Here is a 20035-nt window from a genome sequence, read left to right on the forward strand (position 1 = left end):
GGTGGACCGCCGCGCCGTCGAAGTTCTCCTGAGGTGCGGGAGTTGGGCTACCCGGCCGGGGGCGGTGCACCTTTCACGGGTGTCCTGCTTCACAGAATCCCCCGAAGCGGAACCAATCACTTCGCTCAAATGTCCCTTCCTGTTGCATGGTGGGAGAGATGTCAATCAAGGGCTGGAAATGGTGCAGAAGCCGGAAAGTGACATAGAACCCAAAGAAAGGCGTATAGATCTGAGCCTGCCGCAGGTGGCGGGCAGCGCTGTGGCAGCGGTCGCGGCAGCGGTGGCGGCGTCGCAGCTGGGTGTGTACGGCACGATCCTCGGCGCCGGAGTGATGAGCGTCGTCGCCACCTGCGGCGGTTCGGTCTTCCAGCACTTCTTCCGGCGCACGGGGGAGCAGATCCGTGAGGTCACGGTCCAGGTGAAGCACCCGGGCCGCGAGGTGACCGTGCATACGCGTGAGACCTGCGGTGCGCGTGTACCGAAGAAGAGGACGCGACGGCCAACGGCCGGAACGCCCTCCCGCGCCACCTCCGGCACTCCCGACGGAGCCACGGACGCCACCACGGTGATGCCGGCCGTGGACGCCACGACCGTGCTGCGCAGGGCGGACGATCCGGACCGTACGCGAATGCTGCGGCCCCTCGACGCGACCCAGCTGCTCACCACGGGGCGGCCGGACCCGGACGAGGAGTTCTCCGAAGCCACCACGCACGGCACCCGGATCCGCGGCTGGAAGCGGTCGGCGCTCGGGGCGGCCGTGGTCTTCGTCCTCACGATGGCCGGAATCACCACGTACGAGCTGATCTCCGGCAACGATCTGAGCGGTGGTCAGGGCACGACCGTCGGCTCCGTCGTGCGCGGCGGGGAGCGGAGTTCCGGGTCGGACGATCCGGCGCCGTCGACGACCACCGACCCCGGTCAGGGGCGGACGCCGGGCCAGGAGAGCGGCACGACGCCCGGTACGGACCAGCAGGGTGGCGCGAGCCAGAACCCGGACTCCGGCGAGGGCGACCGCTCCCCGGCCGATCCGACACCCAGCCCCACGCAGTCCGGCAGCACCGGTGACCGTACGAGCCCGTCCCCGCCGACCGCTTCCTCCCCGGCGGCGCCCGGCGACGGCGCCTCCGCCGGCACGGCCCCCGCGGGCGGCGGCGAGGCCCCGGCACAGGGCGACGGCGCCACCACAGGCACGGACACCGGGCAGTGAGCGGCCCCGCGCGCCCGTGGCGCCCGGGGCGCGCGGAGCCGCTCAGGACCGGCGGGCGCTACTCGCCCAGCACCCGGCGCAGGTAGTCGTTGCCGAAGAGCCGGTCCGGGTCCAGCCGGTCGCGTACGGCGGTGAACTCGCCGAAGCGCGGGTACACCCCGGCGAGGTACTCGGCGTCACGGGTGTTGACCTTGCCCCAGTGCGGGCGCCCGGCGTGGGCGGTCATGATGCGCTCGACCGCCGTGAAGTACGCCTGGTAGGGCGTGCCCTTGTAGAGATGGACGGCGATGTACGCGCTCTCGCGGCCCGAGGCCGTGGAGAGCGCGATGTCGTCCGCGGGGGCGGTACGGACCTCCACCGGGAAGCTGATCCGCAGCGGCGACCGCTCGACCATCGCCTTCACCTCGCGCAGCGCCTCCACGGCGGCCTCGCGCGGCACCGCGTACTCCATCTCCACGAAGCGGACCCGGCGCGGGCTGGTGAAGACCTTGTACGGGATGTCTGTGTAGGTACGGGCCGACAGGGCGCGGCTGGAGAGCTTGGCGATCGACGGAATGGCGGCGGGTACCGCCCGGCCCAGCGAACAGGCAACCTGGAAGATCCCGTTGGAGAGGAGCTCGTCCTCGATCCAGCCGCTGAGCTTTCCGGGCGGGGCGGCGGGGCCCGCGCTGCGGTTGTTGCGCTTGGTGTTGCAGTTCCCGGTGTGCGGGAACCAGTAGAACTCGAAGTGCTCGTTCTCGGCGACCAGCTCGTCGAAGCCGCTCATGACCCGGTCGAAGGTCATCGGCTCCTCGCGGGCCGTCAGCAGGAAGACGGGCTCCACGGCGAAGGTGATCGCGGTGACGACACCCAGTGCGCCGAGCCCGATCCGGGCGACGGCGAAGACGTCGGCGTTCTCCTTCTCGGAACAGGTCAGCACCGTGCCGTCGGCGGTGACCAGTTCGAGGGCGCGGATCTGCGCGGATATGGAGGCCGAGTCACGGCCGGTGCCGTGGGTGCCGGTCGAGGTGGCGCCCGCGACCGTCTGCTCCATGATGTCGCCCATGTTGGTGAGCGAGAGACCCTCGCGGGCCAGGGCGGTGTTCAGCCGCTTCAGCGGGGTGCCGGCCTCGACGGTCACCGTCATCGCCTCGCGGTCGATGTTCCGGATGCCGGTGAGCAGGTCCGGGCGGATCAGCACGCCGTCGGTGGCCGCCGTCGCGGTGAAGGAGTGCCCGGTGCCGACCGGCTTCACCCGCAGACCGTCCTCGGACGCCCGGCGCAGCACCTCGGCCAGCTCCGGAACGGAGGCGGGGGACACGGCCCGTACCGGCCGGGCGGTGACGTTCCCCGCCCAGTTACGCCACGCGTTCGTCGTCGTCCGTGCGTCGGTGTCGGTCATCTTCCGCGCGCCCTTCCGTAGGAACCGGCCCGCTGAGCCGGCGATACCCCAGGAACGCCACCGCGGCCGCGAGCGCTCCCGACACGACGGGCACCACGTACCCCGCCTCGGCCCCCGACGCGTCGACCACCCAGCCGGCGGCCGATGAGCCGAGCGCCACCCCGACGGCGAGCCCGGTGCTGGTCCAGGTCATGCCCTCGGTCAGTTCGGTGCGCGGTACGTGCTGTTCGACGAGGGCCATGGTGCTGACCATCGTCGGTGCGATGGCGAGACCCGCGACAAAGAGCGCCACGGCCAGGAACGGCAGGTTCCCGGCCAGTTGGAGGGGGATCATACTCACGGCCATCGCGCACACGCCCACCAGCCACCGGGTGGACGCCTTCCCCCTGAGGTGCAGCAGGCCGAAGACCGCTCCGGCCAGGCAGGACCCCAGCGCGTACACCGCCAGCACGAGGCTCGCCGCGGCCTTGTGGCCCCGCTCCTCGGCGAAGGCCACCGTCACCACGTCGACGGACCCGAAGATCGCACCGGTGGCCACGAAGGTCACCACGAGCACCTGAAGGCCCCGGGAGCGCAGCGCGGAGCCGCCGGTGTGCTCCCGGCGCGGATGCGGAACCGGCTCGGTTGCCCGCTGTGCGGTCAGCCAGAGGACGCCGACCAGCAGGAACCCGGCGGCCAGCAGCGGCCCCGCCTCCGGGAACCAGGCGGTGGACAGCCCGATCGAGATGATCGGCCCGAAGATGAAGCACACCTCGTCGACGATCGACTCCCACGAGTACGCGGTGTGCAGCTCGCGCGGCGAACCGCGGTAGATCTCCGCCCAGCGGGCCCGGATCATCGAACCCACGCTGGGCACACAGCCGGCGCCCGCCGCGAAGACGAAGAGCGTCCAGTCGGCCAGCCGCTGCTGCGCGCAGATCAGGAGCCCGGCCACCGCCGCCAGCGCGACGAGGGTGGCGGGACGCAGAACGCGGCGCTGCCCGTGCCGGTCCACGAGCCGGGAGATCAGCGGCCCGATCACCGCCGCCGACATCGCGAGCGTCGCGGAGAGCGCGCCGGCGAGGCCGTAACGGCCGGTGAGCTGGGAAATCATGGTCACCACACCGATGCCCATCATGGACAGCGGCATCCGGCCGAGGAATCCGGCCGCCGAGAACCCCTTGGTGCCGGGGGCGGCGAATATCGCGCGGTAGGGACTGGGCAAGGAGGGCTCCGGAACAGCGTGATCGCACGCGCCTGTAATACGTGTAGGTAGCCGATACAGCTTACGGTCGAGGCGGTCGGTCCGACAGGGGGGTGGGTCCCGGAGCCGATGTCGGTGGGAGGGCTGTCCGAGGCGAGTGGCAGGATCGGTGTCATGTCCGATCTGCGCGATCCCGCCCCCTACGACGCCCTGCTGCTGCTCTCCTTCGGCGGCCCCGAAGGCCCGGACGACGTGGTCCCGTTCCTGGCGAACGTGACCCGTGGCCGAGGCATCCCCGAGGAGCGGCTGAAGGAGGTCGGCAAGCACTACTTCCTGTTCGGCGGCGTCAGCCCGATCAACGCCCAGAACAGAGCCCTGCTGGACGCCCTGCGCAAGGACTTCGCCGAGCACGGACTGGACCTTCCGGTGTACTGGGGCAACCGCAACTGGGCGCCGTACCTCACCGACACCCTGCGCGAGATGACCGCCGACGGACACCGCCGCATCGCGGTCCTCGCCACCAGCGCCTACGCCTCCTACTCCGGCTGCCGGCAGTACCGCGAGAACCTCGCCGAGTCACTGGCCGCCCTGGAGGCGGAGGGGCTGCCGGTGCCCCGGGTGGACAAGCTGCGGCACTACTTCAACCATCCCGGCTTCGTGACGCCCATGGTGGACGGCGTCCTCGCCTCCCTGGCCGACCTCCCCGAGGACGTACGGGCCGGGGCGCACCTCGCCTTCACCACACACTCCATCCCCACCTCGGCCGCCGACAGCTCCGGCCCCGTCGAGGCGCACGGCGACGGTGGCGCCTATGTCGCCGAGCACCTCGATGTCGCCCGGCTGATCGTCGACGCGGTGCGCGAGGAGACCGGCGTCGAGTACCCCTGGCAGCTCGTCTACCAGTCGCGCAGCGGCGCCCCGCACATCCCCTGGCTGGAGCCCGACATCTGCGACCACCTGGAGGCGCTGCACGCGGACGGGGTGCCCGCCGTGGTGATGGCCCCCATCGGATTCGTCTCGGACCACATGGAGGTCCTGTACGACCTCGACACCGAGGCCACCGCGAAGGCCGCCGAGCTCGGGCTGCCGGTGCGCCGGTCGGCAACCGTGGGCGCCGACCCGCGGTTCGCCGCGGCCGTGCGCGAACTGGTGCTGGAGCGCGCCGCCACCGAGCGGGGACAGAGCGGGAAGCGGTGCGCGCTGGGCGCGCTCGGCCCGGGCCACGACCTCTGCCCGGTCGGCTGCTGCCCGGCACGGGCCCCCAAGCCCGCTGCCGCGGGTGCCGACAGCCCCTACGCGTAAGCGCCCCGCCGTACGCCCACAGCCCCCTGGAGAGCCGTGACCGACCCGAACCTGTCCGAACTGCTCGACCTCGCCCTGGAGGCCGCCGACCGCGCGGGCGCGCTGCTCCGTGACGGCCGCCCGGCCGATCTGGGAGTGGCCGCGACCAAGTCCAGCCCGATCGATGTCGTCACCGAGATGGACCTCGCCGCCGAGAAGCTGATCACCGGCTTCCTGAGCGAACGCCGCCCGCAGGACGGTTTCCTCGGCGAGGAAGGGACCAGCGCCGAGGGCAGCAGCGGCGTCCGCTGGGTCATCGACCCGCTCGACGGCACCGTGAACTACCTGTACGGACTGCCCACCTGGGCCGTCTCCGTCGCCGCCGAACGGGACGGCGTGCGGGTCGTGGGTGTGGTGGAGGCCCCGATGCGCCGCGAGACCTACCGGGCGGTGCTCGGCGGCGGGGCGTACGCCACGGGCGGCGCGTACGGCGAGGGCACCGCGCTGCGCTGCCGGCCCGCGCCGCCGCTCGACCAGGCGCTCGTCTCGACCGGTTTCAACTACGTCAGCGACGTCCGTACGCACCAGGCGGACGTGGCCCAGCAGCTGATCCCGCGGCTTCGTGACATCCGGCGCAGCGGTTCCGCCGCCGTGGACCTCTGCGACGTGGCCTCGGGTCGCCTCGACGGCTACTACGAGCGCGGGCTCCACCCCTGGGACCTGGCGGCCGGCGACCTCATCGCCCGCGAGGCCGGCGCGTACACCGGCGGGCGCCCCGGGCGGCCCGCCGACGGTGATCTGACGATCGCCGCGACGCCGGGCGTCTTCGAGCCGTTGCAGGCCCTCCTGGAGGAGTTCGGCGCCTGGCACGACTAGCCACGCGTGAAGGGCCCCTGACGCCGGTCATGGCATCAGGGGCCCTTCACATGTGCGTACTCAGACGCTGGTGGCACCGATCTCGACGCCGTGCTCGGCGGCGAGGCGGTGAAGGTCCTCCAGCTCGCTCTGCTCGACATCCGCGAGGAAGTCGTCGCCCGTCTCCCGGGCTCTCGTGAGGTCGTGCTCGGTGGTCTTGATCCGCTGCAGCAGACCTGCGGTGAAAGCGTCCATAATGCGCCCCCTCATCGTGGGTCGGTGGCACGGGGGTGTGCCCGGGGTTTCCCTCCGCACGGAGGCGGTAGGGCGGGTGATCACGCGCTCTCCGGGGACGGAGTGGCCTGTGGTACGCCACATTCAAGGCGTGATCGCGGGTGTGAATTCGTCCTCCCCGGGCCCGGGGCCGGAGAAACCTCAACTGGACGGAAAATCCGGTGAATTCCGCTGAGCCCCAGGTGGGGCAGAGTCGTCTTACCGCCGGTTTATGCGCGTTGCGGGCAGGATGGAGCCGCACAGACCAGTGCCGACGGATGTCCGGATCACGGACCGTGGGCGCTTCGACACGTACTGAAGTTTCTAAGGAAGGACAGCGCCGTGCGCGTACTCGTCGTGGAGGACGAGCAACTGCTCGCCGATGCGGTGGCCACCGGATTGCGCCGGGAGGCCATGGCCGTCGATGTCGTGTACGACGGTGCGGCGGCCCTGGAACGCATCGAGGTCAACGACTACGACGTCGTGGTGCTGGACCGGGACCTCCCTCTGGTGCACGGCGACGACGTCTGCCGGCGGATCGTCGAGCTGGGCATGCCCACCCGGGTGCTCATGCTCACCGCGTCCGGGGACGTCAGCGACCGGGTCGAGGGCCTGGAGCTCGGCGCCGACGACTATTTGCCCAAGCCGTTCGCCTTCAGCGAGCTCACCGCACGGGTGCGGGCGCTCGGCCGGCGTACGACGGTGGCCCTGCCGCCCGTCCTGGAGCGGGCCGGCATCAAGCTCGACCCCAACCGGCGCGAGGTCTTCCGGGGCGAGACGGAGGTCCAGCTCGCGCCGAAGGAGTTCGCCGTGCTGGAGGTCCTGATGCGCAGCGAGGGCGCGGTCGTCTCGGCCGAGCAGCTGCTGGAGAAGGCCTGGGACGAGAACACCGACCCGTTCACCAATGTCGTCCGGGTGACCGTCATGACGCTGCGCCGGAAGCTCGGCGAGCCGCCGGTCATCGTCACCGTGCCCGGTTCCGGCTACCGGATCTGACGGCCGATGCCCTCCGTTCCCGCGCCGCCGACGGCGCCTCCGAAGCCCACCTGGGAGCCCAAACAGCAGGAGCCCCCCTACTGGCTGCGCCCGACCATCCGGATACGGCTCACGCTGCTCTACGGCGGCATGTTCCTGATCGCCGGAATCCTGCTGCTGTCGATCATCTACATGCTGGCCGCGCAGGCCCTGCACGTGGGCAGCGAGCTGCCTTTCGAGATCGTCAACGGGCAGGTCACCAGCGATGTCTGCAACCTGCCCGAGAAGGCATCGCCGAAGTCCTTCAACGCGGCGATGAACTCCTGCGTCAACCATCAGCGGCAGCAGGCGCTCGACACACTCCTCAACCGCTCGCTGCTCGCCCTGGTGGGCCTGAGCGTCATCGCCTTCGCCTTCGGCTACGCGATGGCCGGGCGGGTGCTCTCGCCGCTGGGCCGGATCACCCGCACCGCCCGCCGGGTGGCCGGAACGGATCTGTCCCGCCGGATCGAGCTGGACGGCCCGGACGACGAGCTGAAGGAGCTCGCCGACACCTTCGACGAGATGCTCGACCGCCTGGAGCGGGCCTTCACCGCCCAGCAGCGGTTCGTCGGCAACGCCTCGCACGAGCTGCGCACACCGCTCGCGATCAATCGCACGCTGCTGGAGGTCCACCTGTCCGACCCCCAGGCCCCGCCGGAGCTGAAACAGCTCGGCAAGACCCTGCTGGCCACCAACGAGCGCAGCGAGCAGCTGGTCGAGGGCCTGCTGCTGCTGGCCCGCAGCGACAACCAGATCGTCGAGCGCAAACCGGTCGACCTCGCGGAGGTCGCCTCGCGCGCGATCGACCAGACGCGCGGCGAGGCCGAGGAGCGCGGTGTGGAGATCCGCGGAGAGCGGGCCCCCGCCGTCGTCCAGGGCAACGGCGTCCTGCTGGAGCGGATCGCGCTGAACCTCGTACAGAACGCCGTGCGCTACAACGTCCCCGAGGAGGGCTGGGTGGAGGTCACCGCCGAGCTCCAGGGCGGCCAGGCCGTGCTGGTGGTCTCGAACACCGGCCCGGTGGTGCCGGCGTACGAGATCGACAACCTCTTCGAGCCCTTCAGGCGGCTCCGTACGGAACGAACGGGCAGCGACAAGGGGGTCGGGCTCGGTCTGTCGATCGCGCGCTCCGTGGCGCGCGCACACGGCGGCCGTATCATCGCGGAGCCCCGTGAAGGCGGTGGTCTTGTGATGCGTGTCTCACTGCCGGCCTGAGAGGCCGGACGGAGCGATCCGTACTCGAATTGCTTTGTTCGCTTTGAGCGGAATTTTCGGGACCTGTGCCCGGATCGTCCGTGTGTGATCGATCACAGGAGCGAATTTATGGCCGTCAACGCTCCGTGATCAGGGATGCCACCCGAAAACCCGCAAAAGTCGGGGTTTTCGGGGCCCGATATCACGGGAAGTACACGGGGTGGCGCCCGTGGAGCGCGACACCGGGACCGTGTACGGTCCCCATCGCCACCCAAGTCGGCCGCTCCCGAGCGGTCCTATTGGGTGTCGATTGAGTAACAGACCTTGATGTGAGGCAAAATCTCCGCCTCGGGTCGGGCACAAGTCCGGCCTCTCACGCGTTACGTGCGCTGAGACACCGCAGACACCCAGAGGGGGAGAGCGACATGGCAACGGATTACGACACCCCACGCAAGACCGATGACGACGTCGACCAGGACAGCCTCGAAGAACTCAAGGCTCGCCGGAGCGACAAGACGGCGTCCGCCGTCGACGTCGACGAATTCGACGCGGCCGAAGGACTGGAGCTGCCCGGCGCAGACCTGTCCAACGAGGAGCTGGCCGTCAGGGTCCTGCCCAAGCAGGCCGACGAGTTCACGTGCATGAGCTGCTTCCTCGTGCACCACAGGAGCCAGCTGGCACGAGAGAAGAACGGCCAGCCGATCTGCCGCGACTGCGACTAGGTCGCGCCGACCGTGGCAGGCGACACACCGTTCCGGAAGCGGCGCTTGCGGCGCAAGAGGTCGTCGGAGGCGTATCAGGGCGGCACAGGCCCGGCAGAAGGCGTAGCAGCGCCTGCCGAGCGGTCCGCCCTGCCACCCTCCCCGGGTGAGCGGGACGACGAGCGAGGCCGGTCGGCCTCGCTCGAAGCAGTTGTCGCGGCGGCCGAAGAAGTCGACACGGCCGATGGGGCCGGACAGGTCGACAGGACGGAGCCCGTGACCGGGGCAGGCCGTCTGGGTTCAGTGAAACGGGGCGTACGCAAGAGCGGGGAGAGTGCCAAGGCAGCGATCGGTCATATCGCCGACCTGATCATCGAGAACGCTCCCCGCATCCCTGTGCGCGATCTCGCCACCCTGCGCAAGCAGTTCCCCGGCCTCGGCCCGGAGGAGCTCGCCGACAAGCTGGTCGCAGGCGCGAGCAAGGGCAGCGCCACCGTCGGCGCCGGAATCGGCGCGGCGGCGATGATGCCCGTACCGCCCGCCATGCTCGCCGAGCTGGCGGCGGAGGTCACCGGTGTGGCCGCGATCGAGATGAAGCTCGTCGCCGAGCTGCACGAGGTCTACGGACAGCGCCCGCCGGGCGGGCTCGGACAGCGTTCCACCGCCTACCTCACGTCCTGGACGGAGGAGCGCGGAATCGACGTGTCCCACCCCACGACGGTCAACGCCGCGCTGGGCGGTCAGATGAAGCGCGAGCTGCGCCAGCAGATCACGAAGCGCATGGCGCGCGATCTGCCGAGTCTGGTCCCGTTCATGGTCGGCGCCGCCGTCGGCGCGGTGATGAACCGGCGCGACACCAGAAAACTCGCCGAACGGGTCAGGAAGGACCTGCGCAAGCGCCAGGTCCCCTGGGACCGGCTCCCCGAGCTGCCTCCGCTGGAGCGGCAGGTGGGCCCCCGCAAGGCCCTGCCGGGCGAGCCGGAGGCCTGGAACGCCCTGGGCGGCCCGCCAGGACCCCCCGCAGAAGGAAGCTAGGCGCGTACGGCCGTGAGCGCCGCCACCAGGGCCTGCGGCTCGCGCGTCGACAGATAGACGTACGGAGTCGGGTCCTGCGGGTCGGTGACCTCCACCCGGACCGCCGTCGGGATGTAGCTGCGCAGCAGCATGAACGCGCGGGCGTCCGCCTTGTACGTGCGCCACGCGCGTGCCTCCTCCCCGTCCAGCACCTCGGCCTCGCCGAGCGCCGTCGCCGGAATCCGCGCGTCGCCGGCGACCAGGGCGCCCGCCACGACCCGGATCCTGGCCGAGCCGTAGGAGCTCACCGCGACCGCCGACAGGGCCGTGCCGCCCGCCAGGCCGGCCAGCAGGGGCAGGGTGCCGAGCGGCAGCAGCATCAGCGCGCAGGCGATGCCGACCAGGAGGGCGATGAGCCACCATGAACGGGGTGCGGTCAGTCGTTCGTCGAAAGGCGGGGTGGAAGGCTGCATGGACCCAAGCTTGGCACGGTGCGACCCGCGGGTAGCCGCGCGGGTAAGGTCTGCGCCTGTGAGTGGAACATCTGCGGCTCTGAAGCCCCCGGCCGACGCGGTGAAACCGGTCCGGCACCCCGAAGCCCCGGCCCCCGGCGAACTCCTCGGCGCGCACTACGAACACTGTTTCGGCTGCGGCGGTGGACAGCAGCACGGGCTGCACCTCCAGGCGCGGGCCGGTGACGGCGTCAGTGTCACTGCCGAGTTCACCGTGAAGGCCGCCCACCAGGGCGCCCCGGGGCTGGCGCACGGCGGCATCCTGGCCACCGCGCTGGACGAGACGCTCGGCTCGCTGAACTGGCTCCTGCGGGTGATCGCCGTGACCGGACGGCTGGAGACCGACTTCGTGCGTCCGGTGCCGGTGGACACCGTGCTGCACCTCGACGCGGAGATCACCGCGGTGCACGGCCGGAAGATCTACTCCCGGGCGACCGGCCGGATCGGCGGCCCGGACGGGCCCGTCGCGGTGCGGGCCGAGGCCCTCTTCATCGAGGTGAAGGTCGACCACTTCATCGAGAACGGCCGCCCGGCCGAGATCCGGGCGGCGATGGCCGACCCGGACCAGGTCAGGCGCGCCCGAGCCTTCGAGGTGAACCCCTGATGCGCCGGCCCGTGGACGTACTGATCCGCCGGATCGACCCGGACGTGCCGATCCCGGCCTACGGGCACCCGGGTGACGCCGGAGCCGATCTGGTGACCACCGAGGCCGCCGTGCTCGCCCCGGGCGAGCGGGCGGTGCTGCCCACCGGGGTGTCGATCGCGCTGCCCGACGGATACGCCGCGTTCGTGCACCCGCGCTCCGGCCTCGCCGCGCGTTGCGGAGTCGCCCTCGTGAATGCCCCGGGGACGGTTGATGCCGGGTACCGTGGAGAGATCAAGGTGATCGTCATCAACCTCGACCCGCGTGAGCCCGTGCGGTTCGAGCGGTTCGACCGGATTGCCCAACTGGTCGTCCAGCAGGTCGAGAAGGTGCGCTTCCACGAGGTGGCGGAGCTGCCCGGCTCGGCCCGCGGCGAGGGAGGCTTCGGATCCACCGGAGGGCATTCTTCCGGTGATGTTGATGGCGTCAGGGGCGGGATTACCCAGGGCGGGAACAGCTACGCTTCGGTCGTACCCGACCGGGAAGGACAGTGACGTGTTCGGACGTCGCAAGAAGAGTGGTTCCGCCGAGGACGTGGCGGACGAAGCGCGCGAGGCCGAGCAGGTCGTCGACGAGCCCGATGACACCGACGGCGCCGCCAGCGGCTCGCGTCGGGTGAATCTCCCGCCGGCGCCGCGGCCGGACGGGCCGTGGGACGTCTCCGAGGTCTCCCAGCCCGGCGAGGGCCGGGTCGACCTGGGCGGCATCTTCGTGCCCGGGGTCGAGGGCATGGAGCTGCGCGTCGAGGTGGCCGGTGACGCGATCGTCGCCGCGACCGTGGTGCTGCGCGACAGCGCCATCCAGCTGCAGGCCTTCGCCGCGCCCAAGAAGGAAGGCATCTGGGGCGAGGTCCGCGAGGAGATCGCGGCCGGCATCACCCAGCAGGGCGGGATCATCGACGAGGTCGAGGGCCCGCTGGGCTGGGAGCTGCGTGCCCAGGTCCCGGTACAGCTCCCGGACGGGACGAACGGCGTGCAGCTGGTGCGCTTCGTCGGCGTCGACGGGCCGCGCTGGTTCCTGCGCGGAGTGATCTCCGGCCAGGGCGCCGTGCAGCCGGAGGCCGCCGGGCTGCTGGAGACGATCTTCCGGGACACCGTGGTCGTCCGTGGCGAGGGCCCGATGGCTCCGCGCGACCCGGTCGTCCTCAAGCTGCCCAACGACGCCCAGATGGTCCCCGAGGGGGTCCAGCAGGAGAGCCAGGAGAGCTCGAAGTTCTCCGGTGGCATGGGCCAGCTCCAGCGCGGACCCGAGATCACCGAGGTGCGCTGAGCGGGCACGGGCAGCCGCCCGGCACAGCTTCGGCCGGTGGGCCGTATCCCCTTTCGAGGGGGTGCGGCCCACCGGCCGTTCTGCGTCCGGGAGAAGGCACCGGGCCGTGCGCAAGACGGGTTCCGGACAGCGCGCAAAAGGGGCGCGTATGGGGCGCGTATAGGGCACGTATGTGCGCCGTCAAAGGCCCGCCGTTCCCCGTAAGGAAGACATCAACGCAGGCCAGGACACCCGTGGCGAGAGGTTTGCTCAAGAGGTCCGAGAATCCGTACCTCATCTAGGAGCACACGATGGCCGATGTGGCCTTCGTCGTCACCACGATCGCGGTGTTCGCGCTGGTGGCTCTCGTCGCCAAGGGGGTGGCGAAGCTGTGACTGCCGAGAACATCGTCGGCCTGATCGTGGCCGTCGCCCTGCTGGGCTACCTCGTCCTCGCCCTTCTGTACCCGGAGAGGTTCTGAGCGCGATATGAGCCCCGTCCTCGCTGGTGTGCTCCAGGTTCTCGCGCTCGTCGTGGCGCTGGGGCTGGCGTACCGTCCGCTCGGCGACTACATGGCCGGCGTCTACTCCTCGAACAAGCACCTGCGCGTCGAGAAGTGGATGTACAAGGCCGTCGGCGCCGACCCGAACACGCAGATGCGCTGGCCCGCGTATCTGCGGGGGGTGCTCGCCTTCTCCGCGGTGAGCGTCCTCTTCCTCTACCTGCTGCAGCGGCTCCAGGGCGCGCTGCCCGGTTCGCTCGGCTTCGCCTCGATCGATCCGGACCAGGCGTTCAACACGGCGGCGTCGTTCGTCGCCAACACCAACTGGCAGTCGTACTCCGGCGAACAGGCCATGGGCCATGTCGTGCAGACCGGCGGCCTCGCGGTGCAGAACTTCGTCTCGGCCGCCGTCGGGATGGCCGTCGCGGTGGCCCTCGTACGCGGCTTCGCCCGCTCCCGCACCGGTGAGCTCGGCAACTTCTGGTCCGACCTGGTGCGTGGCACCGTACGGATCCTGCTGCCGATCGCCACCGTCGGCGCGCTGGTGCTGGTGGCCTGCGGCGCGATCCAGAACTTCGCCGGCATCCACGAGGTCGGGCAGTTCATGGGCGGCTCGCAGCAGTGGAACGGCGGCGCCGTGGCCTCCCAGGAGGCCATCAAGGAGCTGGGCACGAACGGCGGCGGTTACTTCAACGCCAATTCGTCCCATCCGTTCGAGAACCCCAACGGGCTGTCCAACCTTCTTGAGATCTTCCTGATCCTGGTGATTCCGTTCGCAATGACGCGGACGTTCGGCCGGATGGTCGGTTCGCTGAAGCAGGGTTACGCGATCCTCGCGACGATGGGCATCATCTGGCTGGGCTTCACCTCCCTGATGATGTGGACCGAATTCGCCCACCACGGGCCCGCGTTCGAGATCGCGGGCGGGGCGATGGAGGGCAAGGAGACCCGGTTCGGGATCGGTGGCTCGTCGATCTTCGCGGTGGCCACGACGCTGACGTCGACGGGTGCGGTGAACTCGTTCCACTCCTCGTACACGGGCTTCGGCGGCGGGATCACGATGCTGGGCATGCAGCTCGGCGAGATCGCGCCCGGAGGCGTGGGTTCCGGCCTCTACGGCATGCTCGTCATGGCGATCATCGCGGTGTTCATCGCCGGGCTGATGGTCGGACGTACGCCGGAGTACCTCGGCAAGAAGATCGGCACCCGCGAGATCAAGCTCGCGGCCTGCTACATCCTGATCACCCCGGCGCTGGTGCTCTGCTTCACCGCCGCGGCGATGGCGCTGCCCACCCCGCCCCACTCGATGACCAACACCGGCGCCCACGGATTCTCCGAGGTCCTCTACGCCTACACCTCGGGTGCGAACAACAACGGTTCGGCGTTCGCCGGGCTCAACGCGGACACGCAGTGGTTCAACACCACGATCGGTCTCGCGATGCTGCTCGGCCGGTTCCTGCCGATGGTGTTCATCCTCGCGCTGGCCGGCTCGCTCGCCGAGCAGAAGCCCGTACCGGCGACCGTGGGCACCCTGGGCACGCACAAGCCGCTCTTCAGCGGACTGCTGGTCGGCACGATCCTGATCATCACCGGGCTGACCTTCTTCCCGGCCCTGGCGCTGGGGCCGCTGGCCGAAGGGCTGGCGTCATGACCACTCGTACGGAGCAAGAGGACTCGATGTCCACTGTCACCCCCACCCGGGCACCGCACCAGGACGCGCCCACGGGCCACCAGAGCGAAGGACGTGTCGGCGGGGGCCTGTTCGACCCGGCGCAGCTGATCCGGTCCTTCCCCGACGCCGTACGCAAGCTCGACCCCCGGGTGATGGTCAAGTCCCCGGTGATGTTCGTGGTGCTGATCGGCTCGGTGTTCACGACCGTGCTGGCGTGCCTGGACCCGGGCGAGTGGTTCGGCTGGGCGATCACGGCCTGGCTGTGGCTGACCACGATCTTCGCCAACCTGGCGGAGGCGGTCGCCGAGGGACGCGGCAAGGCGCAGGCCGACACGCTGCGCAGGGCCAAGACCGACACCGTCGCCCGGCGGCTGATCGGCAAGAACGAGGAGCGGGTGCCCGGCACCGAGCTGCGCATCGGTGACCTGGTGGTCTGCGAGGCCGGTGACGTCATCCCCGGCGACGGCGATGTCGTCGAGGGCGTCGCGAGCGTCGACGAGTCCGCGATCACAGGAGAGTCCGCCCCGGTCATCCGGGAGTCCGGCGGTGACCGGAGCGCCGTCACCGGGGGCACGAAGGTGCTCTCCGACCGCATCGTCGTCAAGATCACCACCAAGCCCGGCGAGACGTTCATCGACCGGATGATCGCCCTGGTCGAGGGCGCCGCCCGGCAGAAGACGCCCAACGAGATCGCGCTGAACATCCTCCTCGCGTCCCTCACCATCGTCTTCCTGCTCGCCGTCGTCACCCTCCAGCCCTTCGCGATCTACGCCGGGCAGCGGCAGTCGATGATCGTGCTGACCGCGCTGCTGGTCTGCCTGATCCCGACGACCATCGGCGCACTGCTCTCCGCGATCGGCATCGCCGGCATGGACCGCCTCGTCCAGCGCAATGTCCTTGCCATGTCGGGGCGTGCCGTCGAGGCCGCCGGTGACGTGTCGACCCTGCTGCTCGACAAGACCGGCACCATTACGCTCGGCAACCGGCAGGCCGCCGAGTTCGTACCCGTGAAGGGCACGACCGAGGCCGAACTGGCGGACGCGGCCCAGCTCTCCTCGCTGGCCGACGAGACGCCGGAGGGCCGCTCGATCGTCGTGCTCGCCAAGGAGAAGTACGGGCTGCGCGAGCGCCACCAGGGCGAGCTGCGGCAGGCCGAGTGGGTGGCCTTCACCGCCCAGACCCGCATGTCGGGCGTCGACGTGGACGGACGCAAGGTCCGCAAGGGGGCCACCGGTTCGGTCGTCGCCTGGGTGAAGGAGCGCGGCGGCACCGTCTCGCAGGACGCGCAGGCGCTCACCGACACGATCTCCGGGGCGGGCGGCACGCCGCTGCTGGTGGCCCTGGAGGACGAGCACGGCGCCCGGGTCCTCGGCGTCATCCACCTCAAGGACGTCGTCAAGGAGGGCATGCGGGAGCGGTTCGACGAGCTGCGCCGGATGGGCATCAAGACGGTCATGATCACCGGCGACAATCCGCTGACCGCGAAGGCCATCGCCGAGGAGGCCGGCGTCGACGACTTCCTCGCCGAGGCGACGCCCGAGGACAAGATGGCCCTCATCAAGCGCGAGCAGGGGGGCGGCAAGCTCGTCGCGATGACCGGCGACGGCACGAACGACGCACCGGCGCTCGCCCAGGCCGATGTCGGCGTGGCCATGAACACCGGCACCTCGGCCGCCAAGGAGGCCGGGAACATGGTGGACCTGGACTCCAACCCCACGAAACTGATCGAGATCGTCGAGATCGGCAAGCAGTTGCTCATCACCCGCGGTGCGCTGACGACGTTCTCGATCGCCAACGACGTCGCGAAGTACTTCGCGATCATCCCCGCGATGTTCGCCGTGGTCTATCCCGGCCTGGACAAGCTGAACATCATGCAGCTGTCCTCGCCCCAGTCCGCGATCCTGTCGGCCGTGATCTTCAACGCGCTGATCATCATCGCGCTGGTGCCGCTCGCCCTGAAGGGCGTGCGCTACCGGCCCAGCAGCGCCGACTCGATGCTCCGGCGCAACCTCGGGATCTACGGACTCGGCGGTCTGGTCGCCCCGTTCATCGGCATCAAGATCATCGACATGGTCATCTCCCTCGTACCCGGGCTGCACTGAATTTAGGAATCGGCTGACCTGCCATGAACAACTCCGTAGCAAACACCGCCCGGTTGCTCTGGGCCGGGCTGCGCGCCCTGCTCGTGCTGACCGTCGTCTGCGGCGTGCTCTACCCGCTCGCCGTCACCGGCGTCGCCCAGGGTGTCTTCCCCGACCAGGCCAATGGCTCCGAGATCACCGCGAACGGCAAGGTCGTCGGTTCCGAACTCATCGGCCAGCGCTACGACCTGCCGCTGAAGAAGGGGCAGGAGACCGCGGCCCCGGACCTCAAGTGGTTCCAGCCGCGCCCCTCCAACGGCCTGGGCACCAACAGCGTCAACACCCAGTACAAGCTGATCCTCTCCGGCGCGACCAACCGCTCCGGCGACAACAAGGAACTCATCGACTGGGTCACCGCCGCCAAGGCCGCCGTGGTCAAGGACAACTCCGTCCCCGGCCACCCGGTCAGCCCCTCGGACGTGCCGGCCGACGCCGTCACGTCCTCCGGCTCCGGCCTCGACCCGGCCATCTCCCCGGCCTACGCACAGCTCCAGGTGCGCCGGGTGGCCGAGCGGAACCACCTCCCCGTCGCCCAAGTGGAGAAGCTCGTCGAGCAGCACACCGACGGCCGGATCCTCGGCTTCGTCGGAGAGCCGAGGGTCAATGTCCTCCAGCTCAACATCGCCCTCAAGCAGCTGGTCGACGGGGCCTGAGGAAGCGCGAGCAGCGAGGCGCGGGGCCGGACCCCGCGCCTCGCTCGCCCGTTCACCGGGCCGGCGTGCCCAAGGTGCCCGGGTAGAGGTACTTCTGCGGCGGGAGGACCGTGCCGTCCACCCACGCGGCGAAGAAGCCCTTGAGGTCCTTGCCCGAGACCTTGGCCGCCAGCGCCTCGAACTGCCGGAACGAGGCATTGCCGTACGCGTGGTCGCGGGTCCAGGTCCGGAGCGTCCGGAAGAACGCCTCGTCGCCCACCGTGCGGCGCAGGGCGTGCAGCATCAGCGAGCCCTTGAAGTACAGCGCAGGGTCCAGTTCCTTGCCCGGTCCCGGGTCGTAGAGCTTGACGGACCAGAACGACGGGTCGTTGCGGTACTCCTCCACCTCGGACCGGTAGTAGTCCTGGTCCAGGTCGGCGCCCTTGTGCTCCTCCCACAACTGCCCCGCGTACTGGGCGAAGCACTCGGCGGCGCAGCCGTCCCGCCAGTCCTTGAACGAGACGCTGTCACCGAACCACTGGTGGGTGTTCTCGTGGACCATCGAGGCGTCGAAGAGCATGGAGCCGTAGGTGGGGCGGCTCTGCGTCTCCAGGGCGAGGGGGCCGTTGGACGGCTCCTTCGAGGCCCCGACGACGATGGCACCCGCGGAGGAGAACGGGTACGGACCGAACTTCGAGGCCAGGAAGTCCAGGATCTCCGTCTGCTGGGCCTCCGCCTCGGGGTCGATGACGGCGTCCGGGCTGTACGCCGTGATGACCGGTGTTCCGGCGGCCGTCCGGCCCCGGTGGACGGTGAACCGGTCGATGGCGACCGTGCTGAGGTACGTGGCCATCGGCCGGTCCTCGAACCAGCGGAAGGTCCTTCTGCCGTCCCTCAGGCTCTCCGGGCCGGGCAGTCCGTTGCCGACGGCCGTCCAGCCGTCGGGGACCGTCGCGGTGAGGGCGAAGGTGGCCTTGTCGGACGGGTGATCGTTGGCGGGGTACCAGGAGGTCGCGGAGTGCGGCTCGCCCGCCACGTTCGCGCCGCCGTTGCGCAGGGTGTGCCAGCCCTCGGGGTCCGGCCTGCCCGCGTACTTCACCCGGACCTCGAACGTCGCGCCCTTCGCCACCGGGCGGGCCGGGGTGATGAGCAGTTCATGGGCGCCGGCCCGGGAGAAGGTCTTCGCCGGTACGCCGTCCACCTCCACCGATGCCACGGTGAAGCCCTTGAGGTCCAGGCCGAACCGGTCCAGGCCGGTCAGGGCGCGGGCGGTGACGGTGGTGTCGCCGTCCAGACGGTCGGTGTGCGCCGGGTCGTAGGAGATGCGGACGTCGTAGTGGGAGACGTCGTAGCCGGAGTTGCCGTCGTCGGGGAAGTACGGGTCGCCGAGACCCGGTCCGCCGACGGCGGCCGAGGCGGGGACGGTGGCCAGCACGGAGCCGCTCACGACCGCGGCCACCAGGGTGGTGACGGTCCTGCGGCGTCGGTTCAGTCGGTTCGGGAGTCTGCGCATGTCTCGTTCCTGGGGATCGGGGGTCAGTGCCGGGGCGTGGTGGCGGCGAGCTTCCACAGCACGCCGACGATGGCGTCGGCGCTGGTCGTCTCCGTCTTCGGATCCACGTTGGCGAGGTCGTCGCAGGCCTCGTGGATGCAGTCGGAGATGCCGGTGCTGAAGCCGGACGACGGGATGCCGGCGTTGCCGAACGACTCGTGGTCCGAACCACCGACGCCGATGTCGAAGGTCGGGATGGACCGCTCGGCGAACCACGCCTCGAACGCCTGCTGGGCCTCGGTCTCGCCGTGCTCGTCGTCGTGGACCACGAGCCACTGCCGGGTGTTCCTGCTGCCGGCCTGGTCGAAGTTGAGATAGACATCGATCCTGCGGCGCTCGGCCCCGGAGAGCCCGCTGACGTAGCTCTCCGAGCCGATCAGGCCCTGCTCCTCCGCGCCCCACCACGCGAACCGCAGGTGCCGTTCGGGTTTGAGACCGGACTTGGCCACCTGGAGGGCCGCGGCCAGGACCGCGGCCGAACCCGAGCCGTTGTCGTTGATCCCCGGGCCCTCCTTCACGCTGTCGAGGTGGGCCCCGGTCAGCACCACATGGTCCGGGTCGCCGCCCGGCCAGTCGGCGATCAGGTTGTCGCCGGTGGCCCCGGCGTGGGTGAACGGGACCAGCCGGGTACGGAAGCCCGCCCGGTCCAGCGCGCGTTTCACGTACGCCACCGAATCCGCGTACCCCTTCGTGCCGTGCGCGCGGTTGCCGCCGTTGCGGTCCGCGATGCGCTGCAGGGCCCGCAGATGGGGCATCACCTGCTGCTCGGAGACGGTGGGGGCGGCGGTGGGCCGCGATTTCGCGGCGGCGGGGACGGCGGACAGGGTCAGGGAGATCCCGAGAACTCCGGCCGCCAGCCGGGGAAGGCTTCTGCGTGACGTCATGCGCACCCTTTCGAGGACGGGGCACTTCAAGGCCGGGGCGCTCGCCCCGGTGGACCTCGGCCAGGCTGGTCGGGCGGTGTCAGAAAGTTGTCGGGAAGTTGTCGGGGAGCGGTAGTACTTCGACAAAGGGTGTGGCGGGCCGA

Annotated in this window: 20 protein-coding genes; 14 read left to right on the top strand and 6 right to left on the bottom strand. The window is 70.3% G+C overall.

Features of this window, described 5'->3' with window-relative positions; translation table 11 throughout:
• Positions 1-178: 178 nt before the first annotated feature.
• Positions 179-1207 (top strand): hypothetical protein, encoded by a 1029-nt coding sequence (locus BT364_RS16140; protein WP_072485867.1) that lies wholly within the window; start codon positions 179-181, stop codon positions 1205-1207.
• Positions 1208-1265: 58 nt separating this feature from the next.
• Here the strand turns inward: BT364_RS16140 and BT364_RS16145 are convergent, their stop codons facing one another.
• Both BT364_RS16145 and BT364_RS16150 read right to left on the bottom strand, forming a co-directional pair.
• On the bottom strand, positions 1266-2588 hold the full coding sequence (locus BT364_RS16145) for a D-arabinono-1,4-lactone oxidase (RefSeq protein WP_072485868.1): 1323 nt from the start codon (positions 2586-2588) through the stop codon (positions 1266-1268).
• Positions 2545-3792, bottom strand: coding sequence for an MFS transporter (locus tag BT364_RS16150; protein ID WP_072485869.1), 1248 nt, complete (start codon positions 3790-3792; stop codon positions 2545-2547). Before BT364_RS16150 ends, BT364_RS16145 begins: the two co-directional genes overlap by 44 nt.
• Positions 3793-3945: 153 nt before the next feature.
• On the opposite strand from BT364_RS16150, the gene BT364_RS16155 reads away from it, so the two are divergent.
• Both BT364_RS16155 and BT364_RS16160 read left to right on the top strand, forming a co-directional pair.
• Positions 3946-5073, top strand: a complete 1128-nt coding sequence (locus BT364_RS16155; protein WP_072485870.1) for a ferrochelatase — start codon at positions 3946-3948, stop codon at positions 5071-5073.
• Between the two features lie 36 nt (positions 5074-5109).
• Positions 5110-5928, top strand: a complete 819-nt coding sequence (locus tag BT364_RS16160) for an inositol monophosphatase family protein (protein ID WP_072485871.1) — start codon at positions 5110-5112, stop codon at positions 5926-5928.
• A 60-nt stretch (positions 5929-5988) separates the two neighbouring features.
• Here BT364_RS16160 and BT364_RS41540 read toward each other — a convergent pair whose 3' ends face one another.
• Positions 5989-6162: a hypothetical protein gene (locus BT364_RS41540; RefSeq protein ID WP_177328142.1), complete on the bottom strand. Its 174-nt coding sequence runs from the start codon at positions 6160-6162 to the stop codon at positions 5989-5991.
• Positions 6163-6522: 360 nt separating this feature from the next.
• Here BT364_RS41540 and BT364_RS16165 point away from each other — a divergent pair, with 360 nt between their 5' ends.
• From BT364_RS16165 to BT364_RS16180, 4 genes are all read left to right on the top strand, one after another.
• Positions 6523-7176, top strand: coding sequence for a response regulator transcription factor (locus BT364_RS16165; protein WP_072485872.1), 654 nt, complete (start codon positions 6523-6525; stop codon positions 7174-7176).
• 6 nt (positions 7177-7182) lie between these two features.
• The gene (locus BT364_RS16170; protein WP_072485873.1) at positions 7183-8412 is read left to right on the top strand and encodes a sensor histidine kinase; all 1230 of its coding nucleotides are present in this window, start codon (positions 7183-7185) and stop codon (positions 8410-8412) included.
• 404 nt (positions 8413-8816) lie between these two features.
• Positions 8817-9113 carry a DUF4193 domain-containing protein gene (locus BT364_RS16175; RefSeq protein ID WP_003965732.1) on the top strand — a complete coding sequence of 99 codons (297 nt, stop codon included), beginning with the start codon at positions 8817-8819 and terminating at the stop codon, positions 9111-9113.
• Between the two features lie 12 nt (positions 9114-9125).
• On the top strand, positions 9126-10127 hold the full coding sequence (locus BT364_RS16180) for a hypothetical protein (RefSeq protein ID WP_072485874.1): 1002 nt from the start codon (positions 9126-9128) through the stop codon (positions 10125-10127).
• Here the strand turns inward: BT364_RS16180 and BT364_RS16185 are convergent.
• Entirely contained in the window at positions 10124-10579 is a 456-nt protein-coding gene (locus BT364_RS16185; protein WP_072485875.1) for a DUF3093 domain-containing protein, read from the bottom strand. The genes BT364_RS16180 and BT364_RS16185 overlap by 4 nt on opposite strands.
• A 58-nt stretch (positions 10580-10637) precedes the next feature.
• Between BT364_RS16185 and BT364_RS16190 the strand changes: the two genes are divergently transcribed.
• From BT364_RS16190 to BT364_RS16220, 7 genes are all read left to right on the top strand, one after another.
• Entirely contained in the window at positions 10638-11222 is a 585-nt protein-coding gene (locus BT364_RS16190; protein WP_072485876.1) for a PaaI family thioesterase, read from the top strand.
• On the top strand, positions 11222-11755 hold the full coding sequence (gene dut, locus BT364_RS16195) for a dUTP diphosphatase (RefSeq protein ID WP_072485877.1): 534 nt from the start codon (positions 11222-11224) through the stop codon (positions 11753-11755). The genes BT364_RS16190 and dut overlap by 1 nt, the downstream gene beginning before the upstream one ends.
• Before the next feature lies 1 nt (position 11756).
• Entirely contained in the window at positions 11757-12530 is a 774-nt protein-coding gene (locus tag BT364_RS16200; protein WP_072485878.1) for a DUF3710 domain-containing protein, read from the top strand.
• Positions 12531-12900: 370 nt separating this feature from the next.
• Entirely contained in the window at positions 12901-12990 is a 90-nt protein-coding gene (gene kdpF, locus BT364_RS16205) for a K(+)-transporting ATPase subunit F (protein ID WP_037701211.1), read from the top strand.
• Between the two features lie 7 nt (positions 12991-12997).
• Positions 12998-14662 (top strand): potassium-transporting ATPase subunit KdpA, encoded by a 1665-nt coding sequence (gene kdpA, locus BT364_RS16210; RefSeq protein ID WP_072485879.1) that lies wholly within the window; start codon positions 12998-13000, stop codon positions 14660-14662.
• Positions 14659-16785: a potassium-transporting ATPase subunit KdpB gene (gene kdpB, locus BT364_RS16215; RefSeq protein ID WP_177328143.1), complete on the top strand. Its 2127-nt coding sequence runs from the start codon at positions 14659-14661 to the stop codon at positions 16783-16785. Before kdpA ends, kdpB begins: the two co-directional genes overlap by 4 nt.
• Before the next feature lie 23 nt (positions 16786-16808).
• Entirely contained in the window at positions 16809-17477 is a 669-nt protein-coding gene (locus BT364_RS16220) for a potassium-transporting ATPase subunit C (RefSeq protein WP_072485881.1), read from the top strand.
• 52 nt (positions 17478-17529) lie between these two features.
• Here the strand turns inward: BT364_RS16220 and BT364_RS16225 are convergent, their stop codons facing one another.
• Complete coding sequence (locus tag BT364_RS16225; protein ID WP_072485882.1) at positions 17530-18969, bottom strand: M1 family metallopeptidase; 1440 nt, start codon at positions 18967-18969, stop codon at positions 17530-17532.
• A gap of 23 nt (positions 18970-18992) precedes the next feature.
• Positions 18993-19892 (bottom strand): M20/M25/M40 family metallo-hydrolase, encoded by a 900-nt coding sequence (locus BT364_RS16230; protein WP_072485883.1) that lies wholly within the window; start codon positions 19890-19892, stop codon positions 18993-18995.
• Between the last annotated feature and the right edge of the window lie 143 nt (positions 19893-20035).

The sequence above is a fragment of the Streptomyces atratus genome (assembly GCF_900119365.1).
Taxonomy (GTDB): Bacteria; Actinomycetota; Actinomycetes; order Streptomycetales; family Streptomycetaceae; genus Streptomyces; species Streptomyces atratus_B.